General features: G+C 71.2%; 21 protein-coding genes. 11 read left to right on the plus strand and 10 right to left on the minus strand.

The annotated features are described in order from the left end of the window. Positions 1-263: 263 nt before the first annotated feature. From ACZ4FV_RS19265 to ACZ4FV_RS19275, 3 genes are all read right to left on the minus strand, one after another. On the minus strand, positions 264-770 hold the full coding sequence (locus ACZ4FV_RS19265) for an acetoacetate decarboxylase family protein (RefSeq protein WP_465322954.1): 507 nt from the start codon (positions 768-770) through the stop codon (positions 264-266). 319 nt (positions 771-1,089) lie between these two features. Continuing rightward, the gene (gene ku / locus ACZ4FV_RS19270) at positions 1,090-2,217 is read right to left on the minus strand and encodes a non-homologous end joining protein Ku (RefSeq protein WP_395872341.1); all 1,128 of its coding nucleotides are present in this window, start codon (positions 2,215-2,217) and stop codon (positions 1,090-1,092) included. A 309-nt stretch (positions 2,218-2,526) separates the two neighbouring features. Continuing rightward, complete coding sequence (locus ACZ4FV_RS19275; RefSeq protein ID WP_395872343.1) at positions 2,527-3,450, minus strand: ScbA/BarX family gamma-butyrolactone biosynthesis protein; 924 nt, start codon at positions 3,448-3,450, stop codon at positions 2,527-2,529. Positions 3,451-3,639: 189 nt separating this feature from the next. On the opposite strand from ACZ4FV_RS19275, the gene ACZ4FV_RS19280 reads away from it, so the two are divergent. Both ACZ4FV_RS19280 and ACZ4FV_RS19285 read left to right on the plus strand, forming a co-directional pair. Then, positions 3,640-4,311 carry a ScbR family autoregulator-binding transcription factor gene (locus ACZ4FV_RS19280; RefSeq protein ID WP_395872344.1) on the plus strand — a complete coding sequence of 224 codons (672 nt, stop codon included), beginning with the start codon at positions 3,640-3,642 and terminating at the stop codon, positions 4,309-4,311. A 321-nt stretch (positions 4,312-4,632) separates the two neighbouring features. After that, positions 4,633-5,379, plus strand: coding sequence for an HAD family hydrolase (locus ACZ4FV_RS19285; protein WP_395872346.1), 747 nt, complete (start codon positions 4,633-4,635; stop codon positions 5,377-5,379). Between the two features lie 292 nt (positions 5,380-5,671). On the opposite strand, the gene ACZ4FV_RS19290 is transcribed toward ACZ4FV_RS19285, so the two are convergent. Next, positions 5,672-6,277 carry a TetR/AcrR family transcriptional regulator gene (locus ACZ4FV_RS19290; RefSeq protein WP_395872348.1) on the minus strand — a complete coding sequence of 202 codons (606 nt, stop codon included), beginning with the start codon at positions 6,275-6,277 and terminating at the stop codon, positions 5,672-5,674. A 159-nt stretch (positions 6,278-6,436) separates the two neighbouring features. Here ACZ4FV_RS19290 and ACZ4FV_RS19295 point away from each other — a divergent pair, with 159 nt between their 5' ends. Together ACZ4FV_RS19295 and ACZ4FV_RS19300 are read left to right on the plus strand one after the other, a co-directional pair. Next, entirely contained in the window at positions 6,437-7,765 is a 1,329-nt protein-coding gene (locus ACZ4FV_RS19295; RefSeq protein WP_465322955.1) for an alkyl sulfatase dimerization domain-containing protein, read from the plus strand. Next, positions 7,762-8,517: an SDR family NAD(P)-dependent oxidoreductase gene (locus tag ACZ4FV_RS19300; RefSeq protein WP_395872351.1), complete on the plus strand. Its 756-nt coding sequence runs from the start codon at positions 7,762-7,764 to the stop codon at positions 8,515-8,517. Before ACZ4FV_RS19295 ends, ACZ4FV_RS19300 begins: the two co-directional genes overlap by 4 nt. On the opposite strand, the gene ACZ4FV_RS19305 is transcribed toward ACZ4FV_RS19300, so the two are convergent. Then, the gene (locus ACZ4FV_RS19305) at positions 8,449-8,856 is read right to left on the minus strand and encodes a hypothetical protein (RefSeq protein WP_465322956.1); all 408 of its coding nucleotides are present in this window, start codon (positions 8,854-8,856) and stop codon (positions 8,449-8,451) included. The two genes, ACZ4FV_RS19300 and ACZ4FV_RS19305, sit on opposite strands and share 69 nt — an antisense overlap. A gap of 241 nt (positions 8,857-9,097) precedes the next feature. Beyond that, a complete protein-coding gene (locus ACZ4FV_RS19310; protein WP_395872353.1) occupies positions 9,098-9,511 on the minus strand; it encodes a VOC family protein in 414 nt (137 codons plus the stop codon). 137 nt (positions 9,512-9,648) lie between these two features. Between ACZ4FV_RS19310 and ACZ4FV_RS19315 the strand changes: the two genes are divergently transcribed. The 5 genes from ACZ4FV_RS19315 to ACZ4FV_RS19335 all read left to right on the plus strand — a co-directional run bounded on the left by ACZ4FV_RS19315 (position 9,649) and on the right by ACZ4FV_RS19335 (position 13,203). Continuing rightward, positions 9,649-10,521, plus strand: a complete 873-nt coding sequence (locus ACZ4FV_RS19315; protein WP_395872355.1) for a sigma-70 family RNA polymerase sigma factor — start codon at positions 9,649-9,651, stop codon at positions 10,519-10,521. After that, on the plus strand, positions 10,518-11,009 hold the full coding sequence (locus tag ACZ4FV_RS19320; protein ID WP_402241416.1) for a VOC family protein: 492 nt from the start codon (positions 10,518-10,520) through the stop codon (positions 11,007-11,009). The genes ACZ4FV_RS19315 and ACZ4FV_RS19320 overlap by 4 nt, the downstream gene beginning before the upstream one ends. Positions 11,010-11,303: 294 nt before the next feature. Next, complete coding sequence (locus ACZ4FV_RS19325) at positions 11,304-11,639, plus strand: PadR family transcriptional regulator (protein WP_395872359.1); 336 nt, start codon at positions 11,304-11,306, stop codon at positions 11,637-11,639. Continuing rightward, complete coding sequence (locus ACZ4FV_RS19330) at positions 11,636-12,514, plus strand: ATP-binding cassette domain-containing protein (RefSeq protein ID WP_395872360.1); 879 nt, start codon at positions 11,636-11,638, stop codon at positions 12,512-12,514. The genes ACZ4FV_RS19325 and ACZ4FV_RS19330 overlap by 4 nt, the downstream gene beginning before the upstream one ends. 23 nt (positions 12,515-12,537) lie before the next feature. After that, complete coding sequence (locus ACZ4FV_RS19335; protein WP_402241420.1) at positions 12,538-13,203, plus strand: ABC transporter permease; 666 nt, start codon at positions 12,538-12,540, stop codon at positions 13,201-13,203. A gap of 266 nt (positions 13,204-13,469) precedes the next feature. Here ACZ4FV_RS19335 and ACZ4FV_RS19340 read toward each other — a convergent pair whose 3' ends face one another. The 3 genes from ACZ4FV_RS19340 to ACZ4FV_RS19350 are packed head-to-tail and all read right to left on the minus strand — an operon-like array spanning position 13,470 to position 16,296. Then, positions 13,470-14,279: an inositol monophosphatase family protein gene (locus ACZ4FV_RS19340; RefSeq protein ID WP_465322957.1), complete on the minus strand. Its 810-nt coding sequence runs from the start codon at positions 14,277-14,279 to the stop codon at positions 13,470-13,472. Positions 14,280-14,329: 50 nt separating this feature from the next. Beyond that, the gene (locus ACZ4FV_RS19345; protein WP_395872366.1) at positions 14,330-15,523 is read right to left on the minus strand and encodes a YbfB/YjiJ family MFS transporter; all 1,194 of its coding nucleotides are present in this window, start codon (positions 15,521-15,523) and stop codon (positions 14,330-14,332) included. Further along, positions 15,520-16,296: an alpha/beta hydrolase family protein gene (locus ACZ4FV_RS19350; RefSeq protein ID WP_465322958.1), complete on the minus strand. Its 777-nt coding sequence runs from the start codon at positions 16,294-16,296 to the stop codon at positions 15,520-15,522. The genes ACZ4FV_RS19345 and ACZ4FV_RS19350 overlap by 4 nt, the downstream gene beginning before the upstream one ends. Positions 16,297-16,448: 152 nt before the next feature. On the opposite strand from ACZ4FV_RS19350, the gene ACZ4FV_RS19355 reads away from it, so the two are divergent. After that, positions 16,449-17,042 carry a TetR/AcrR family transcriptional regulator gene (locus ACZ4FV_RS19355; protein ID WP_395872370.1) on the plus strand — a complete coding sequence of 198 codons (594 nt, stop codon included), beginning with the start codon at positions 16,449-16,451 and terminating at the stop codon, positions 17,040-17,042. A gap of 153 nt (positions 17,043-17,195) precedes the next feature. Here ACZ4FV_RS19355 and ACZ4FV_RS19360 read toward each other — a convergent pair whose 3' ends face one another. Then, entirely contained in the window at positions 17,196-18,116 is a 921-nt protein-coding gene (locus ACZ4FV_RS19360; RefSeq protein ID WP_465322959.1) for a hypothetical protein, read from the minus strand. Between the two features lie 40 nt (positions 18,117-18,156). On the opposite strand from ACZ4FV_RS19360, the gene ACZ4FV_RS19365 reads away from it, so the two are divergent. Further along, positions 18,157-19,635 (plus strand): pyridoxal-dependent decarboxylase, encoded by a 1,479-nt coding sequence (locus ACZ4FV_RS19365; protein ID WP_465322960.1) that lies wholly within the window; start codon positions 18,157-18,159, stop codon positions 19,633-19,635. Positions 19,636-19,834 lie beyond the last annotated feature (199 nt).

Genomic DNA, 19,834 nt, shown 5'->3' on the forward strand with positions numbered 1-19,834 from the left:
CTTTTCCCGAGGTTTGGGGGAAGTATGCCCAAGGGAGGGAAGAGCGCGTGGAGAGGGGTTCCTTTTCTTTTCCTCCCCCCCCCCCCCCCGGCCCCGCCCCCCCCCCCCCCCCCGCGCCCGGCACCGGGGGACGCTCGCCGTCGGGACGACCCACGCCGCCACGACCGCGACGACCGGATGAGGCGCTCCTTGCGAGCAGCCCCCGGCGCCGCGTGCCCGGCGGTTCCGGCGGATGGTGGAGCGTGGGCGGCGAGCCCTTCGGGTCAGCCCCCGAAGCGCAGCCGAAAGTCGCGCAGCGACAGTGACACGAGGGGGCGCCGGCCGGAAAGCGCGGCCAACGGGCCGTCGAGCGGGAACTCCCAGCGGGCGGACGCGATCCGCAAACCGGTGCGCACGCGTGCGCGGCTCCTCTTCGCACGGCCGTCGAGGGTCTGGACGATCCGGCCGGCGATGGTCCATCGCCGGGGCACCGTCAAGCGGGGCGTGAACTCGGCGCGGGCCAGGCAATGTGCGGTTTCCGCCCGTGCGTTCACTCCACCGTCCGTGTATTGCCGGATGTCGATACGGGCCATCTCCTTGGGGATGCCCCACAGGGCGCGGCCACCGTCACGCGCAATCGTATGGTCGACCCAGATGTCGCGGATGCAGGCCCTCGGACGCAGTCCCTCGCGCACCAGCATCGCCACGAGGAATTCGCGGTAGGCGAGTACGCCCCCCGGCTCGTACACGACCCAGGCCGCGGCGACCAGGCGACGTCCGGCGATCGTCACGGACCGGGTCCCTTCCGGCGTGTCGGCGGACAGATGACGCCTCGGAACGGCGAACAGCGAAATGTGGAGTTGCCCGCGCAGCTCCCATGGCTCCGGCGGATAGACCGACACGCACGGCCCCCTTCATCACGGATGAACCGGACGGTCACGCAGGAGCGCCGACCCGCCGAGGGTCCCGAAGCCCCTCCTCCACTCGGCTGCCTCGTCCTTCCGCGGACAATCCGTCCGCTCCGACGGACCAAAACCGGGCCGCAGCCGTCCGACATGCGCACTCATCGTAGTACATCGATGACTTGGGGTTAGGTCGCCGTGGACGTGTTCAGGACGCCTTGCGCTTGCCGTGCGCGCGCTTCGTGCCGCCGGCGTCGCGGACGGCGTCCTCGAGTTGGTCGCGCGTCATCCTGGAGCGTCCCGGTACCTCGAGGTCGGCGGCCATGCGGGACAGTTCGGCCTTGGTCAAGGCGGACAGGTTCCCGGCCTTGCCGTTCGGCGCGGAGCCGCCCTTCCCGCCGCTGTCGCCCCTGTCGCCCGTCCTCGGCCGAGACTTCCCGCCGGTGGGGCCGGCCTTCCTCCCACGCGGGCGGGTCGTCGTCCCCGCGCGACGCTTGGCGGAGCCTGCGGCTTCGCCCTTGCCGGGCTTGGTGCGGCCGGCCGTGGTACGGCCGCGCCCGCCCGCGGTGTCCACACTGCGGCGCAGGGCGTCCATGAGGTCGACCACGTTCGTCGGCTCGGGGGCTTCCTCGGCGGAGACCATCTCGTTGCCTTGCCGTTTGCTCTCCAGGAGTTCCTCGACGCGTTCGCGGTAGGTGTCGTGGTACTCGTCGGGGTGCCAGGGGGCGGCCATCGCCTCGACGAGTTGTTCGGCCATCTTCAGTTCCCGCTCCTTGAACGCGGTCTTCTTCGGGAGATGGTCGAGTTCGGCGGTGGGATCGCGGATCTCGTCCGCGAAGTGCAGCGTTTCCAGGGTCAGTACCCGCCCCCGGGCGCGCAGAGCGGTCAGGTACTGGCGGCCGCGCATCACGAACAGGGCGATGCCGACGCGGTTCGTGCGCTCCAGCGCCTGGAGCAGCAGGGCGTAGACGCGTTCGTACTCGGGTTTGGTGGGAGCGAGGTAGTAGGTCTTGTCGAAGTGGATGGGGTCGATGTCGGCGAGGTCGACGAAAGCGGTGACGTCGATGCTTCGGGACCGGCCCGGGGCGATGTCGGCGAGTTCGTCGGGCTCGACGGTGAGGTACCGGCCGTCGCCGGTGTCGTAACCCTTGACGATGTCGGCGTAGTCGACCTCCTTGCCCGTGCGCTCGTTCACTCGCTGGTTCCGGACCCGGTCGGCGGTGCCGCGTTGGAGCTGGTGGAAGTGGATCGTGTGGTCCTCGGTCGCCGAGAACAGCCCGACGGGGACGGTCACCAAGCCGAAATTGATCACACCGGTCCAGATCGCGCGCGCCATACCCGCACCTTTCTGCAAACGAGCGGACCGGCCACCGCCGGCCGGGACGGACGGGAGGGCGGGCGCCCGGCGGGGTCGCCACCCGGCGGAACGTACTCTCCGAGCAGTCGAGCACCCGAGCACTTATTTTCCTTTTCTCCTGTTTTCATTCACTTTTGTCCGAGAGCGCCCCGATCTCCGACCCGACCGAGGTACACAGCGCGTTGTCCTGCCGGCCGGAGAACCTCGGCCTGCCCGCCGGGGTCGACGTTTCGTCACCCGCGCGTTCGCGGGCGGCGACCGCGGCGCGACTCGACCGTCGGCCCCGTCTCAGCGGTACCGCAACGCCCCCGTCGCCGTGTGGCCCGCCCCCTGCCGGAAACGGAACGAGGCCTGGCGTCCGCTGTGCAGGGAGCATTCGACCCGGGCCGGCGGATCGAACTCGGTGAAGTACGGCGTCCGCAGCCGAAACGCCGTCGGCCGCAACAGCTCGCCGTCGCTCGCGAGTGCGATCGCCTGCCGGGCGGCTTCGACGAGCACCATCCCGGGCACGTGGTCGCCGGCGTGATCGAAGAAGAAGGGATGCAGGTGATCGGCGGGGTCCAGTTCCAGGATCCCGCCCCCGCTGTGTGCGAGCAGGACGTCGCGGGGCAGGACCGCGTCCACCGCCTCCGGTGTCGGTCTGCGGCACGGCCGAGGCGCTCGGACCCCGGCCGAATCGCCGCGCAGAGCCGCATACGTGCCCGCGTCCAGGAATCGCGCGTTGCCGCCCGCGCGCGCGAAGGTTGTGAGGCCGGCCGAGAGGTGGATGCGCAAGCGCATGCCCCGAAGTCCGCGCCCGTCGCGCGTGGGCCGCAGGTCGTCGACTTCGGCCAAACAGGTGATATCGGTGGCGCCGCTCCGCAAACGCGGCTCCGTGGCGACGTTCACGCCGTAAAAAAGGTCCTTGATCAGAAAGTGCGCTTCGAGGGGCACGGAGAAGAACTGCGACGGGATGAAGATTCCCAGCTGACGGAGCGTTTCCACGATCATCAGCCGGCTGTGTCCGCCGTCGCCGGACGGCGGGAATGTGGGATGCGAGCGAGGCCACTGGGCCGCGGCCAGAAAGGTCGCCTCCGCGAGACGGACCACATCGGTCAACAACACCTCGGCCACCGAAGCCCGGTGCACCGACTCCCGTGCCACGGTGCGCGACCAACTCAACTGCCTCGCCGACAGGCCCGAAGACGCTGCGCGGCCACCGAACGTAGTCATGGATACAAGCAGAACCCAGGGGCCGGGATGGTGCATGTCGTCCTCTCGCCACGACTCTCGCGGCATCAGGCGCGCCTTGGAAGGTGCGACGGTTCCGCTTCCGAGCGATGTCGTGTCGCGTCCGTGGTGCGTCACCACGAGCCCGAACGGCACTAGTTTCTACGCAGATATCCGAGCTGGAGGTGGCACGTGCAGGAACGGGCCGGAGCGACTCGCCAATCCCTTCTGGAGACGGCGGCACGCCTGTTCCACGAGCGAGGGTTCGCCGGGACGAGCATCAGCGATATCGGCAACGCGTCGGGACTCACCAGCGGTGCCATCTATTTCCACTTCACCAACAAGGATGCCCTGGCCCGCGCGATCGTCGAAGCCCACTTCGCCACCTGGCCGGAGCTCATCGAACGGCAAATCCCGGCGGGCGCACCGGCCTTGGAGGGTCTGGTGCGGCTCAGCTTCGCGGTGGCCCGGGCCTATCGCGACGATCCCGTGGTCCGTGGCGGGGCACGGTTGTGGGGAGAGCGCTATGCCATCGACGCGACACTGCCGACCCCCTTCGTGGACTGGATCGCCGCCGCGCACGCCTTGCTGGATCGCGCGCGCGAGGAAGGCGATCTCGCGGACCGCGTCGATCCGGCGGCGGCGGCTCGCTCGATCATCCACGCCTTCTTCGGCATGCACACCGTCTCCGACGCGCTCTCCGGCCGCGCCGACATCGAGAACGACCTGACCGACCTCTGGCGCCTGCTCCTGCCGGCCCTGCTCGCCGATCCCCCGCGCGCCGAGGCCACCCTGGCCCGCGCCCTGGCGGGTACAACGGACGGCCCCGGAGTCGCCCCGAAGGTTTGCGCGGACGCCGAATAGCCACGGCCGACAGCCCCGAACGCGCCGTCCCGACCACCCACGCGAACGCCTCCTCACCTGCCGGCGGATCACCGAACGACGCGGCCACCCATCGTGACCGGCACCCCGGAGCGCGACGCGTACCACCGGACCGACGGGTCGCCCGCACCCGCCCGCACCCGCATCGAGAGCAACACGCTGTCAAAGCGTCATTATTTGATTACTTACCGTATCCAACCTAACGTAATGAGCGTTATGTTTCGGGTCGGCCCACAACGCCGTCTCCGGACCTCGCGCGGGCATCTCGGGGGCCCGCCCTCTCTCGATCGGACGGCCCCATCGATGACAGGCAACTCCCTCCTCTCCTGGACCCCGGCAGCCATCGTCTTCGACTGCGACGGAACCCTGCTGGACAGCGAATGCCACTGGGAAGAAGCGCGTGAGCTCGTGCTTCGTGGGTACGGGGTCCCGACCCCGGCCGACTTCGGCGAACGCACCAAGGGCCTGCACTTCACCGAATGCGGGCGGCTCATGACCGAAGTGGTGGGCCTGCCCACCAGCCACGCAGACCAGGTGACCGGGCAACTCCTCGAACACTTCCGCAAGTTGGTCGCGGCCCATCCCGTGACGATTCCCGGGGCGGTCGAATTCGTACGCCTGGCCTCGTACTTCGCACCCCTGGCGGTGGCGAGCAACTGCCCCCGTGACGTGGTGAAGTCGGGCCTGGCACACGCCGGACTGCTCCACCGCTTCGTCGACGTCGTGGTCCCGGACGCGAACCTGCGCCCCAAGCCCGAACCGGACGTCTACCTCGCCGCCACCCGAGCCTGCGGCGCCACTCCGGCCGTCACCCTGGCGGTGGAGGACTCGTACTGCGGCATCCTCTCCGCGACGCGGGCGGGGTTGCGCGTCCTGGGCGTGGGTGCCGACCCTCGCGACGAGGAACTGGCTCTCGCCGACATGTGGGTGAGCACACTGGCCGACGCCGACCTCCTGCACTGGGCGAAGACACGCGAGAGCCTGCCGGAGTCCCGCGTGCCTGCCGCCGACCGGGGAGCCCGGGCAACGGAAGCGGTCGTGGTCTCGTGACGGCGCGACGGGGGCACCGACGCGCCCTGTGACACCACCGCGACGGTGCGGCGACCGACCGCGCCGCCACCGACGACATGCGCCGCGCGACCGGCTGGTTCGCCGAGGGACCGTCGGAGGCCGAGGCGTGGGAAAGGTGGTCACTGCGGCCTGAAGACGCGTTGACGCGTGCTCGGGGGCGGGCGGTGCGCGTGCGGGCGGGGCGACGCGCACGCCATGTGGTGGCGCCTGCCGGCTCCGACGGGTCGGCGGCGTGCCGTTCACGGCCGCTGTCGTCCGGTTTCGCGTGTGGTCAGCGGTGTGCTGCTCCCAGTGCGCCGGTGGTGTAGTCGATCAGTGCGTCGGCGACGTCGTGCGCATTGTGGTCGTCGGTCGGGGGCGCGTCGGCGAGGGCGGTGACGATGGTGAGTGCGGCCCAGGCGAAGCGGGTGCGAAGGACGGTGGGCGGCAACGCGGGCAGGGCACGGGCGAGTTCGGCGTCGAAGGGGGCCCGGTGCAGAGCGGCCTGCTCGGCCAGGCGGTCGCGCCAGGGCTGTGCGGCCCGGGCCAGGGCGGCAAGGAAGCCGAGATAGGTCGGGCCCCAGGGCTCCTCCCGGCGGATTTCGTCCAGGGGGCGTACGAAGGCTTCGACGACCGCGCCGAGTTCGGGCGTGTCGGCGACGCCGAGCCGGTCGAGGTAGCGCGCGCGGCGCTGCGCGAGACGGCTCATGCGGTGGGTGAGCACCGCGTTCACGAGGGCCTGTTTGGAGCCGAAGTGGTAGTGCGCGGCGGCCACGTTCACGCCCGCTTCGGCGTTGATCGCGCGCATCGAGGCGCCGTCGACACCGGCGTCGGCAATCCGCCGCTCGGCGGCCTCGATCAGCCGCGTCGCGGTCGTGTCTCCGTCGGTCTCGGTCATGCCGCCGATCCGCGCCCCGCCACTGCTGCCCACCGTGTACCGCCTTCCTGGTTCTTGCCGATCACACCGGAGCCATGATAGCCATCACCTGTTTCCATCGCCTGATTCAATCATCTGTTTAAATCAGGCGATGGACGCTCTGGACTCTCGGAGGTTTACATGAACGACCCCTTCGCCGCCCCGCCCGACGACACCGCGGACACGCCGGCTCCCGCCGAGCACCGCACTCCGTCCGGCACCATGGGCAGGTTGTTCGAGGTCTGGGCAGAGCCGAAGGGCCGGGCGATCGAGGTCGCGCCGCGCACGTGGCAGGTCACCGCCGGAGTGGTCAACGTCGCGGTGATCGAGACGGACGAGGGCCTGGTCCTGGTCGACACCGCGATGCGGCACGACGGACCGGAACTGCTGCGCCTGATCCGCACCGTCACCGACGCGCCGCTGCACACCGTCGTGTACAGCCACGCGCACATCGACCACGCGTTCGGACACGGCCCGCTGCTCGCCGAGGCGGCCGAACGGGGCGACCCGCCCCCGCGCATCGTGGCGCACCGCGCCGTCATGGACCGGTTCCGCCGCTACATCCGCACCGCCGACCTCAACACCACCGTCAACGCCCGCCAGTCCGGCGGCCCGCGCACCTGGTGGCCCCGGCACGAGACCGACATATTCTGGCCGGACACCGTGTACGACGACACGCTGACCCTGCGGATCGGCGGCGAGAATTTCCACCTGCACCACGCCCGCGCCGAAACCGACGACGCCACCTGGGTGTGGATCCCCGGCCGACGCGTGGTCTGCGTCGGCGACCTGTGGAACGGGGTGTGCCCGAACGCCGGCAACCCGCAAAAGGTCCAGCGCTACGCCGACGAATGGGCGGACGCCTTCGACCGCATCGCCGCCGTCGGCCCCGACACCCTCATCCCCGGCCACTCCATGCCGATCCTCGGCGCCGCCACCATCCGCGAACGCCTCGGCAACGCCGCCGAACTCCTGCGCCACATCGTCGCCCACACCCTCGACGCGCTGAACGCCGGTCAGCGCCCGGACACCATCCTCGACACGCTGCGCGTCCCGCCGCACCTGGCAGACCTGCCGTACCTGCAACCCCTGCACGACCGCCCCGAGTTCATCGCCGCCAACGTCATCCGGCTGCACGGCGGCTGGTGGAACGGCTACGCCGCCGACCTGCTCCCCGCTCCCCGTGAGCAACTCGCCGCGGTCCTCGCCGAACTCGCCGGCGGCGCCGACGCCCTCGCCGCCAAAGCCCGCGATCTCATCGGCGACGATCTGCAACTCGCCTGCCACCTCGCCGAACTCGCCGTCCTCGCCGCACCGGACAACACCGGCGCCCACGAGGCGGCGGCCGAGGCGTTCACCCGGCGCTTCGACGCCGAGACCTCCTTCATGGGCCGCGGCATCTACCGCATCGCCGCCACCACCTCCCGAGAGGCCCTCCGCACCCTCACCACCACCAGGGACAGCCGGTGAACCCCGCCCACGACCTGACCGACCGGATCGCCGTCGTCACCGGTGCCGCCGGCGGCATCGGCCGCGCCACCGCACTGCGCCTCGCCGACTGCGGCGCCACCGTGATCTGCACCGACCACGACGGCCACGGTGCCGCGACAACCGCCCACACGATCGAGACCGCGCACGGGACCGACCGCGCCTGGCACCACCCCCTCGACGTCACCGACGCCGCCGCCGTCGACGACCTGATCGACCGCACCACACAACGCCACGGCCGCCTCGACACCATGGTCAACGTCGCCGGCATCTCGCACGCCCGGCGCGTCGTCGACACCGACGAAGCCGACCTGAACCGTGTCCTCGCCGTCAACCTCAAAGGCGTCTTCTTCGGCTGCCGCGCCGCCGCCCGGGTCATGACCGCCCAAGGCAGCGGCAACATCGTCAACGTCGCCTCCAGCGCCATCGACACCCTGCGCCCCAACATCGCCTGCTACGCCATGTCGAAAGCCGCCGTCGCCCAACTCACCAAAACCCTCGCCGTCGAAGCCGGCCCGGACGGCGTCCGTGTCAACGCCGTCGCCCCCGGTGTCATCGCCACCCCCATGACCGCCGGTATCCCCCAGGAACGCAACATCGAAGCCGCCGCCCTCCGCCGGATCGGCCACCCCGACGACGTCGCCTGGGCCGTCTGCTATCTCGCGTCACCCGCCGCCGAGTTCATCACCGGCCAGATACTTCGCATCAACGGCGGCACCGCCATGCCCGGCTGACCGGGAGGCTGTCCGGAGCAGCCCGGCCGACCGCTTCGGTCGGGCTGCTCCCCCGCCGCCTGTCAGGCCCTTTGGCGGGCCGTTGTTGTAGAGCCTGACGGTCAACGCGGCGACCTCGTCCTGCCAGGCGCCTTCGCCGCCGATCGTCATTTGCGCCAAGCCGACGACGTTGACGCCGCCGAGGGTGGAGTAGTCGGCCCAGGCGCATACCGGGAACCGGAAATCCGCGACGTTCTTCGGGCCCCGTCGCCCGTGCTGCGGGTGACCTGCATGCCGCGAGGTGCGGGCGGCGGTGATCTCCTCGGGGCCGGCGGTGCGCTCGGACGGTTCGCGGCACATAGCGACGGAACGTCTCGCCGTCGGCGGTGCGCGGGGCGGGCGCGTGCGGGTCGGGCTCGTGCGGGCCGGGCTCGGTGCCCGTCCGTGAACCGAATGCGTCGCGCCCGACCCGCGGTCGCGCCGAACCCGCCCGTCGGCGCCGGTCGCGGCGGTCGCGCCGCGAGTTCACCGGTGGGCAGGGGCCGTCCCGCGTGGCCGGCAAGGACCGCGTCCCGCCATGTCCGGACGCTGTCCTCGGCGGCTACTCCGCGTAGGGCTGGTCCTCGCCCTGGGCGCTGTAGGCGAGGCTCCAGATGTAGCCGTCCGGGTCGGCGAAGGTGCCGCCGTACCCGCCCCAGGGCAGGGCCCCGGCGGGCTTGAGGATCGTGGCGCCGGCCTTCGCTGCCTCCGCGACGACCGCGTCGACCCGCGCCTCACTGCGGACGACGTAGGTGAGGACCAGCCCGCTGAATCCGCTGCCTTCCGGGCTCGTGCCCACCTGGTCGGCCAGGCCTTCGCGGCCGTAGAAGCCGACGGGTGAGGCGCCGTCCGATTCGAAGAACACCGAGATGCCGTAGTCGTTCGCGACCTTCCAGCCCAGCCCCTCGGTGTAGAACCGCTTGGACGCCTCCATGTCCCGGACGCCGAGAAGGATCGAGCTCACGTGCGCTTTCATGCTTGTCTCCCTGGTGCTTGAGGTGCTGTGCCGTCCGACCGCCGGCAGGCCGGACCGCCGGGTCTGGCCCGGATGTCACATCGGCACGGGTTCACCGGTCAATCAGTAATGACCGACGAGACGAAGGAATGTGACACATGGTCGATCAGGACTGGGTGAGCGAGCAGTTCGCCGAGCACCAGGGCCGCTTGCACGCGGTGGCCTACCGGATGCTCGGCACGCCCGGCGAGGCCGAGGACGCGGTGCAGGAGGTATGGCTGCGGGTCAGCCGCGCCGACACCGGCGAGATCGAGAACCCGGGAGGATGGCTGACCACGATCGTCGCCCGGGTGTGCCTGAACATGCTCGAGGCGCGCCGGAATCGGCGGGAGGAGTCGGCCGGGGCGCTGCCGCCCGAGCCGGAGGCGCCGCATGCGACCATCCGGCCGACCGGCCCGTCCGGCCCCGAGGACGAGACGCTGCTGGCCGATTCGGTCGGTGTCGCGCTGACGGTGGTGCTGGACACGCTGACTCCCGCCGAGCGGCTCGCGTTCGTCCTGCACGACGTCTTCGCGGTGTCGTTCGGCGAAATCGGCGCCATCACCGACCGCTCCCCGGCGGCGGCGCGGCAGCTCGCCAGCCGGGCCCGGCGTCGGGTACAAGGAGCCGCCGACGCATCCGATGCCGCGCGATCGGCCAAACGGGAGATCATCGACGCGTTCCTCGCCGCCGCCCGGAGCGGGAACTTCGCCGCCCTGGTCGAGGTGCTCGATCCGGACGCGGTGGTCGGCGACATCCGCGGCGGCCACGAGGTCGCGGCCTTCTTCGCCGGACGGGCTCAGGCCGCCCGGCTCGCTCTGGTCGACGGAGTACCGGCTGCCGTCTGGTCGCACCTGGGCCGGCCGAAGGCCGTCTTCGCGTTCACCGTCGACGACGACAAGATCACCCGCATCGACATCGACACCGACCCCGACCGGCTCCGCGACCGCGACATCGTCGTACTTCCCGGTGGCGACAAGGAGCGGAGGTGACCCGTACGAACCTCAGGCTCTCGTCCTGCACGCTCACCGTCCACGATCTCGACGCGGCGCTCGGCTTCTACCGTGACGTGCTCGGCTTCGAGGTACGCGACGGCCACGGCTCCGGGCGGATACGACGGGTGAGCGTCGGCCCGCCCGCACAGCCCGATGTGCGGATCGTCCTCGAATCCCCCGGCGCGGACCCCCATGTCCCACCGGCCGACCGGCAGGCGATCGCCGGCCTGATGGCCAACGGTCTGCTGGGCCCCCTCGTCTTCGCGACCGACGACTGCGACGCCACCTTCGAGCGCATCGAGGCTGCGGGCACCGAGGTGATGCAGGAACCGATCGACAGGCCCGGCGGCGTCCGCGACTGCGCGTTCGTCGATCCGTCCGGCAACATGTTGCGATTCGCCCAATCGCGGCAAGTGGTCCCGTCTCCGGAGGCACAGCGGGCTGCATGTGCGGCGATCCGGCAGGACGGCGGGAACGGACCGTGAAGTTCCGGGCCGACGTCGACCCCGGTGCAACCGACGAGTGGGCCGGAGGTCAGGCGCGGCCGCTACCCGCTCGGCCTGAACAACGCCCACCGGCGAGCCGCCGGCGTCGCGACCCGCGACGCGGCCGAGGTCGACGACACGGTCGTATCCCTTCGGCGCAGCGGGCGTTGTCGACCGCTCGCCGGTGCCGGTGACGCCTGCCCCATCCGCGTGTCGTCCGTGTGTCGTCCGTGCTCCGGGCGATCGATACTAAGTAGCGGCACCAGGTAGATAGTGCTGCTACTGTGTCGCCACATGAACGCGGAGCGGCACAGCCAATGGCTGCGTGGCGTACTGGACTTGTGTGTGTTGGGCCTGCTCGCCGACGGCGAGAGCTACGGATATCGACTCACGCAGGCGCTGGAGGCCGCGGGGCTCGGAACGATCCGCGGCGGCACGTTGTATCCCGTGCTGCTGCGTCTGGAACGCGACGGGTTGATCACGTCCCGCTGGGGTGTGGGCGATGCGGGCCCGGCCCGCAAGTACTACCGGTCGACGCCCTTGGGCGACCGGGAGTTGCGTACCGCGGCCGGTGAATGGACCGAGTTCGCCCAGCGGGTAGGCGCGATATGGGAAGGGGTGCGGCAGTGATCGCCGGTTCCGATTGGCTCGGCTCGTTGGCGAGCGAACTTCGACTCCGCGGGCTGCCGGCGGATCAGGTCGCGCGGGTGTTGGACGAGACGCGGGCGCATCTGTGGGAGGCGGGCGAGGATCCCCTCCGCGCGTTCGGGACGCCCTCGGCCTACGCGGCGGCGGTATACGAGAGTCTCGGCACGCCGCCGACACCGGTAAAACGCCGGGTCGTTCCCTCGGAGCCGCCTCGACTCCAGGCGAGCGGCATCGGCAAGCGGCACGGCCGGCGCCCACTGCTCGACGATGTCAACCTGACCGTGCATGCCGGGGAAGTGGCCGCCGTGGTCGGCGCGAACGGCTGCGGCAAGAGCACGTTCCTGCGCATCTGCGCGGGACTGGAGCGGGCACACGCGGGTCGGATCGTGGTGCGCGGGTCGATCGGCTACTGCCCGCAAGGCGGGGGAACCAGTGATTTCCTCACCCCCGACGAGCATTTCGCACTCGTCGGCGCCGGCCGCGGCCTGAGCCGCAACCGCTCTCGTGGAGCCGGGCGGGCCATGGCCGAACACCTGCGATGGCCCCAGCCGGCGCCCACCGCGGCCGCGCGCCTGTCGGGCGGTACCCGACAAAAACTCGAGGTGGTGTTGACCGCGCTGGGTGATCCGGACGTGCTTCTCCTGGACGAGCCCTATCAGGGCTTCGACCACGGTTCGTACACGCACTTTTGGGACCAGGTCCGGGAATGGGCGAACAGCGGCCGGGCCGTGGTCGTGGTCACGCACCTGCTGGATCGGCTCGAACGAGCCGACACGGTCGTCGATCTGACGCCGCGCCACGAAGCAGCCCCGGCCCTTCGAGGCCGGCACCACCCGAAGGGAACCCACCTGCGGTGACGCGACTGTCGACCATTGCCGAGATGACCGGCCGAGAGATTCTGCGGCGCCGCGTGGTGCTCCTTCTCCTGCTGCTGTTCCCCCTGCCGTTCTACCTGATGCAACGCGCCGACCACCCCGGACAGGCGATCAGGTTCCTGTTCGTGGGTCTGAGCTGGGCGATGAGCGGCTCCGCCCTGTTCGTCGCGCAGAACGGACGCTCGATCGACCAACGACTTCGCCTGTCCGGCTATCGGGCGCATCACCTCTGGATGGGCAGGATGCTCGCCCTGTGGCTGATCGGTGTGGTGGTGACACTGCCCTACCTGGCGATCGTCACGATGGACCAACCACACGTGCGCCGCGACGCGCTCGCCGTGGCGATGGTGCTGTGCGTGGCCGTGGCGGCACCGTTCGGCCTGCTCCTGGGAGCCCTGGTGCCGGGCGAGTTCGAGGGCACGCTGCTTCTGCTCGTCACGGTCGGAATGCAGATGGTCGCCGACCCCGCGACGACCACGGCGCGACTGATGCCCTTCTGGTCGGGACGGGAGATCGGCACGTACGCCATCGACCACACCGACACCGCCTTCCTCGTTCGCGGCGTCGCCCACGGCCTGGTGGCCGCCCTCGTGTTCTCGCTGGCGTTGGCCGCCGTCTCCACGGCACGGCTACGCCGCCACCGACACCTGCGAGTGCTGCCCTCGGGGTGAGCCGGGTACGACCCCACGGGCCGGCGACCCGGGGGCAGGGCTCGCGGTACGGCGTCGGCCGGAGCAGGCCTGGGAGGCGGCCGGCGCCCGTGGGTGTGTCGAACCGTGCACGGGTTCGACAGCGCCCGTGCTGAGCGGGCCGCGGTTGATGTCGGTTGTCCCCGCCCTCTGTTCAGGGATGGCCGCAGTTGCCCGGTCCATTCCCTCTCGACAGGGCGCCGTTCCCTCTCGACAGGGCGCCGGCCCGTTGAGGCGGGGACGACCGGTCAGGTGCGGTGCCGGCTGCTGCTGCGGATCATCGACATCAGCAGTTCGTGGGTTTCACCGTCGGCGGCCACGACGAGTCCGCGGCCTGCCTGCCCGATCGGGGCACCGTCGATGCCGGTGACCACGCAGCCGGCGGCTCGGCACAGCGCGATGCCGGCGGCAAAATGCACGCTCCCGGACAGATCGCCGCCGTCGGTGACGTATGCGGCGCGCTTGCCTGCCGCGACCCAGGCCAATGCCAGTGTCGTGGACACGACCCGGGGCCGGAACCGTTCGACGAACCCGGGCTGGGCCAACAGGTCCACGGCCCGGAAGCCGGGTGCGCCGGGGAACGGCGGGTCCAGGTTGACATCCACGAGTCGGGTGTCGGGGGTGGGCGACAGCCGGGCATCGACCCCCTCGTGCCGCACCCGGGCGGTCTCACCGTCGGTGAAGAAGATCTCGCCGCTGAAGGGGTCGGCGACCGCCGCCGCCCCGTTGCGCAGCGCCACGTTGACGGCCACCAGCATGTTGCCGACGGCGTAGTTCAGCGTGCCGCACAAGGGATCCACCAGCCACCGGCGCTCCGTCTCCGCGGCACCCTGCTGCCCGCCTTCTTCGCCGAGGACGGCGTCGTCGGGTCGGGCGGCACGGATGACGCCGAGGATCGTCTTTTCGGCCTCCACGTCGGCGGCGGTGGCGAAGTCCCCGGCGCCCTTGTCGATGCGCGTGAGCCGCCGGCCGTACATGCTGCGCACTACGTCCGCGCCGGCGCGTGCCGCCGCTATCGCGACTCCGGCATCGTCAAGGTCCGCATACGAGTTGATCATGTCACGCAGGATATGGGCGCCGGAGGAACTCGCCCGGGGTCGGGTCGCCGTCACCGAAGATCCCGTCGGCCGTCGGCGCCGACCGCTGTACGAGGTCCGACCCGTGATCGTGGCAACGTCGTGGCCAAGGCTCCGAGTGCGCACAGCGCGGCCGTCCAGACCAGCGCGGCGTCGGCCGCCGTCCGGTCCGCGACGGCGCCTGCCGCCCACGGGCCGACGGTCTGCCCGATCGCGAACACCGCGGTGAACGCGCCGAGCGTGCGCGACCAGTGGGGCGGCGGCACGTTGGTTCGGATCAGCGCCGTCACCGACGCCGGCACCGCCATGAAAGTGAGCCCGTACATCGCGGCCGAGAGCACGAGCACCGCGAGACCCGCGGGCTCCGGCGGCCGGATCAGCGCCAGGCAAGCGGACGCCGCGAGCACGGCGAGGAGCACGGCGAGCGTGCGCTCGGGCGGCCATGTGTTGAACGCCCGCCTCCAGACCCAAGGGGCGATGACGACGGCCGAGCCCAGCACCACCCAGATCGAAGCCACCTGCCCCGTCCCCGTGTGGCGCTCCTCGAGTGCCGCGGACAGGAACGTGATGTAAGCGATGTAGCCGGCCGCGAAGAGCAGGTAGGCCACGGCGGGCCGCCCCAGGCCCGCGATCGGGCATCCGCTTCGGGCGTCGCCTCGTTCGGCGGGCGAGTCCGCGCTGCGGGCGGCACCCCAACCGACCGCCGTGGCCAGGGCCGAGGCCGCGGCGAGCGCGATCCACGCCACGGGCCACCTCGCGGGCGACCCGGCCAACAGCGGCGGCAGCAGGGCCCCGCTCAAGGCGATGCCCAGTCCCGCGCCCGCGAAGTAGACGGTGATGGGGAGCGAAGACCCGGTCCGCTCGGCGGTCCGCGAGGCGATCACACCGCCCGTGATGAACACCAGCGCGCCGGCGAACCCGGCCGAAACCCGCGCCGCGGCCATCCCGGCGAAACCCACATCGGCGGCAGTCAGCGCCAGGGAAACGGCGCACACGATCATGCCTGCCCGGAAGGTACACGTGGTGCCGCACCGCCGCGCGAGCGCCGCGGCGACTCCCGCGCCTCCCAGATAGCCGACGCCGTTCGCGGTGGTCGGCAATCCGGCCTTCCCGAGGCTCCATCCCAGGTCGGCCCGCATGGCCGGGAGGACCAGGCCGTACCCGAAGCGCGCGAAGCCGAGCGCGACCGCCGTACCGAGCGCGAGGCGCAGCGACGTGGCGATCACCGGGCCGGCCCGAGATCCCGGTCGAGGAACCCGATCACCGTACGCGCCAGGGCGATTCGGTGATCCGCCAGGGCGTGGTCGGTGGGCCATACCGTGTGGCGCAGCCGGTCGAGCCGGGACTCGTAGGCCGCCACGAGCGGGTAGTGGTGCGTCTCCGGGGGTGAGACGTCGTCCCTCGTGCCCGCGACCAGCAGCACCGGACGGTGGGCGAGTCGCTGGGCGAGCCGGGCCAACTCCCAGGCCGGACCGGCCGCTTCCATCTCCGCGACGAGTTCCTCGCCGCTCGTCCCGCGCAGGGGCGAAAGCGACTCCCCGAATGCGCGGACGAGGGACTCGCGCACCGCCGCGTCGGTGCGCGCCGCCCGCCCTGCCACACCGAGGTCGAACCCGGCGAAGGAGCCCGCCGCCGCGACACCCGGATCCGCGGCGGCGGTGCGCAGCGCGGCGAAACCCCCCAGGCTGTGCCCGAGGACCGCGAGGCGGTTCTCGTCGAGCCGATGCGCGTTCACGAACCGCGGTTCCCGCACCGCGCCGACGACCCGGGCGGAATCCTCCAGGACATTGCCCCACGACCAGGAGCCTTCGACACCCCACGATCCGCGGTAGTGGAAGACCAGCGCGGCGTATCCGGCCCGGCTCAGCGCGTGTGCGAGGTCGAAGTTCCGCTCGTTGCCCGGAAATCCGTGCAAGAGCACGACAACCGGGTGCGGTCCCGGTCCGCCGGGCAGGTGCAGGACGCCCAGCAGCGGTACGCCGGAGCTCTCGAAGGCCACCGGCACAGTCGCCGCCGGAGGCCGGAGCCCGACTGCGTGGTCGTCCGCGATCGGATCTCTGCCCACGTCTGCCTCCCGAGATGGAAACGATCGGTTCGATGTCCGACGCCGCAAGCTAGCAGAACATCGAACCGATCGGTACTATCATGTGCATGCCGGTTCCCAAGGGTGCGACCCTCGACCCCACCCGCACACGCGACGCGATCGTCGACTCCGCCACCACACTGCTCTACGAGCGTGGTCTCGACGGCATCGGCATCGCCGAGCTCTGCGCTCGGACGGGCATCTCCAAGGAGACCCTCTACCGCCACTTCGGCTCCAAGGACGGGCTCGTCCAGGCCGTCCTGGAAGTCCGCTCCGACCGCGTCCTCGCATGGATCACCGCCGCCGCCTCCGCTGCCGGCGACGACCCCGCCGCCCGATTGGCGGCCGTGTTCGACGCGTTGGGTACCTGGTACGCCACCCCGGGCTTCCGCGGCTGCGCCATCCTGAACGCCGCGGCGCAGCGACACGCCGCCCCTGCGGCTCCCATCGCCACCCGCCACCTGACCCGCTACCTCGAGCTCCTGACGTCGATCGCGGAAGCCGCGAACGCCTCGCAACCCGAAGCGCTGGCCCGGCAGTTGCTCATTCTTCTGGAAGGCGCCACCGTGGTGGCCGACCATCTGGCGGACCCACACGCGGCCCAGGCCGCGCTCTCCGCCGCGCAGACCCTGCTCGAAACCGCCGCCGATCCGAGGCGGTAGCCGCACAGCCGCCGGGTGTCGGGCCGCCCGGCCCGCACGGGTCGGCGACGCCGCGGCGGCCGGACCCGCGTCCCCGTCCGTCCGTCCGATGATGATCCCGCCGACCGCGTGCGGTCGGCGGAGCGAGTCCGGGGGCGCCCGAGCGGGTGGCATTCAGTGGTGACGAGTGAGCGTTGCGTCCCTGGCGTCGGGAAGTCGGACCGGTTTGCCGGCGGGCGCGGCGTCCAGGTCGGCGCGGCGCCGCCGGCACAGGCGTTCCAGCGCCTGTACCCCCGGTTCCGCGCCGCGGAGCAGGGAGGGGCCGGAGCCCACGAAGCGCGAACAGACCCCGACGTGGGCGTGGTGGACGTCCGTCAGGACCTCGACCAGGCGTCGATGGGCGGGTCGCAGGGTGGAGGACTTCGCCGGCGCGACCCGGCCCCACTCGCGCAGGCTCCACACCAGGACGCGGTGATCGGCCGACCACAGGCCGGAGAATCCCGTTCGGGGAACGTGCGGTGGGGCCATCGAGGGCCGGACGATGTCGTGGTAGTCGTCGACGCCGAAGCTCGCGGTGACACGCAGGGCGGACGCGCCGGCGCGCAGGAAGTGCGCGGCGCTGTCCAGGCCGACGGCGGATCCGGCGGGCGAGGGAGCGTGGAGGGCGTGTCGCAGGGCGACGATGGTCGCCTGGGTGAGGGCAAAGAACAGTCGGTGTCCCTGGATCCAGCGTTCGCGGACCGTGGCGTGCGTCCGGAGTTCGTGGGGGTCGCTTCGGGGGGTCAGCCCGGCGGCATGCGCGGCGAGTTCGAGGTCGGGCTCCGTCGGGGTCCCGTCCGGGTTCCGGGACAGGGCGCGCACTTTGGCGAGGGTGTCGTCGAGGGCGTCGATCAACAGGGGCGCGGGGGCACACGCGCACCGGGCGACGGCGAAGTATTCGTCGAACACGGCTTCGCGAGGCTTGCGTTCGCGGACGCGTCCGTGGCCTGGGGGCGTGTGGTGACGATCAGGTCGGTTCGCGGCCGCGTGCAGGGTCGCGAGGTCATGGGGCAGTTGGTGCGGAGGAGCCAGCCACAGCACGGATTCGCTTGTCATATGGGCCGTTTCAGTAGATTTGTGCGGTACGTTACCCGTCATGTCACAAATTCCCATGGATGATTCGTTTCGCGGCGCGATCGGCATGGTCGCCGAGATCCTCGAGGACTATTGGGAGGACCTGCGCGAGGAACGCCTGCCGGTGACGCCGGAGCTTCGCCCCGGGGACGTGCGGGCGATGTTGCCCGACGGCGTGCCGGTGCGGGGCGAGCCGATCCAGGACGTGCTCGCCGATGTGCGGCGTGTGGTGATGCCCGGCCTCGTGCACTGGCAACACCCGTCGTTCCTGGGCTACTACCCCACGCAGACCAGCCCCGCGTCGGTGGTCGGCGAGCTCTTGGCATCGGGTCTGGCGGTCCAGCACATGATGTGGTCGACGGGCCCGGCCGCCACCGAACTCGAGGAGGCGGTCCTGGACCACCTCGCGGTCGCGCTGGGCCTGCCGGAGCGGTTCCTCAGCGGCGGGGACGGCGGCGGGGTCCTCCAGGACTCCGCGTCCTCGGCGGTCCTGGTGGCCGTGGTCGCCGCCCTGTACCGGGCCTCGGGCGGGCGTTGGCGCGAGCACGGCACCGAGGGTCGCTATCGCCTGTACTGCACCGACCAGGCGAACTCCTGCGTCCCGAAAGCCTCGCGCATCGCCGGCCTGGGCGAACCGAGCCTGATCGCCACCACGGCCGGCACGTGCGCGATGGACCCTCGCGCCCTGCGCGAGCAACTGACGGCCGACCGCGCCGCGGGCATCGTTCCCGCGATCGTGGTCGCCTCCGTCGGCACCACGGGCACCTGCGCCATCGACCCGCTCGCCGCCGTCGCCGCGGTGTGCCGGGAATTCGGCGCGTGGCTGCACGTGGACGCCGCCTACGCCGGATCGGCGGCCGTCTGCCCGGAGAACCGCTGGATCAACGACGGCGTCGAACACGCCGACTCCTACGCCGTGAACTGCCACAAGTGGTTGTTGACGGGGCCGCCTTGCGACGCCATGTGGGTGGCCGACCGGCACAGCCTCACCGCCGCCATGGACATCCGCCCGGATTTCCTGCGGAACCGGGCCAGCGACTCGGGCGAGGTCACCGACTTCCGGGACTGGCAGGTGCCACTCATGCACCCCTTCCGCGCCCTGAAACTGTGGTTCGTCCTGCGCACCCACGGCATCGACGGCCTGCGCACGCACATCCGCGAACAGCTGCTGCTCGCCGACCTGTTCGCCGATTCGGTCCGGGAAACCCCCGGCTTCGAACTCGTCTCGCACACCCTCGGACTGGTGTGCTTTCGCCTCGTCGGCGACAACGCGCGCACCGAACGCCTGCGCACCGACCTGGACGCCACCCACCGACTCCTGGTGACGCCCACCACCGTCGACGGCCGCTACGTCCTGCGCGCGGCCCTGGGTTCGCGTCTGGCATCGCAGAGTTCCGTACGCAACGCCTGGGAACTGGTACGCGAGGTCGCCGCCGCGATCCCCGACCACCGACCCCCATCATCCGAGGCCCCGACGACGGCCCCGGTGGGCGCACGGTGACCACGAACACGCCCGCGCGCGGCCATACCTGCCCGGGGCACCGCGAAACCCACCACACACCCCGAGAAGCCGGGACCGTGCACGTGACCGGAATCCGGCCGTGCCGGCGCGCCGACGATGCGGGAGCCGCAGACGTGCCACGCCCCGTCCACCTGCGCCCACGCGTCCGCCCTCTCGTCATGCGAACGACATCCGACGG

The sequence above is a fragment of the Embleya sp. NPDC025285 genome (assembly GCF_055558835.1).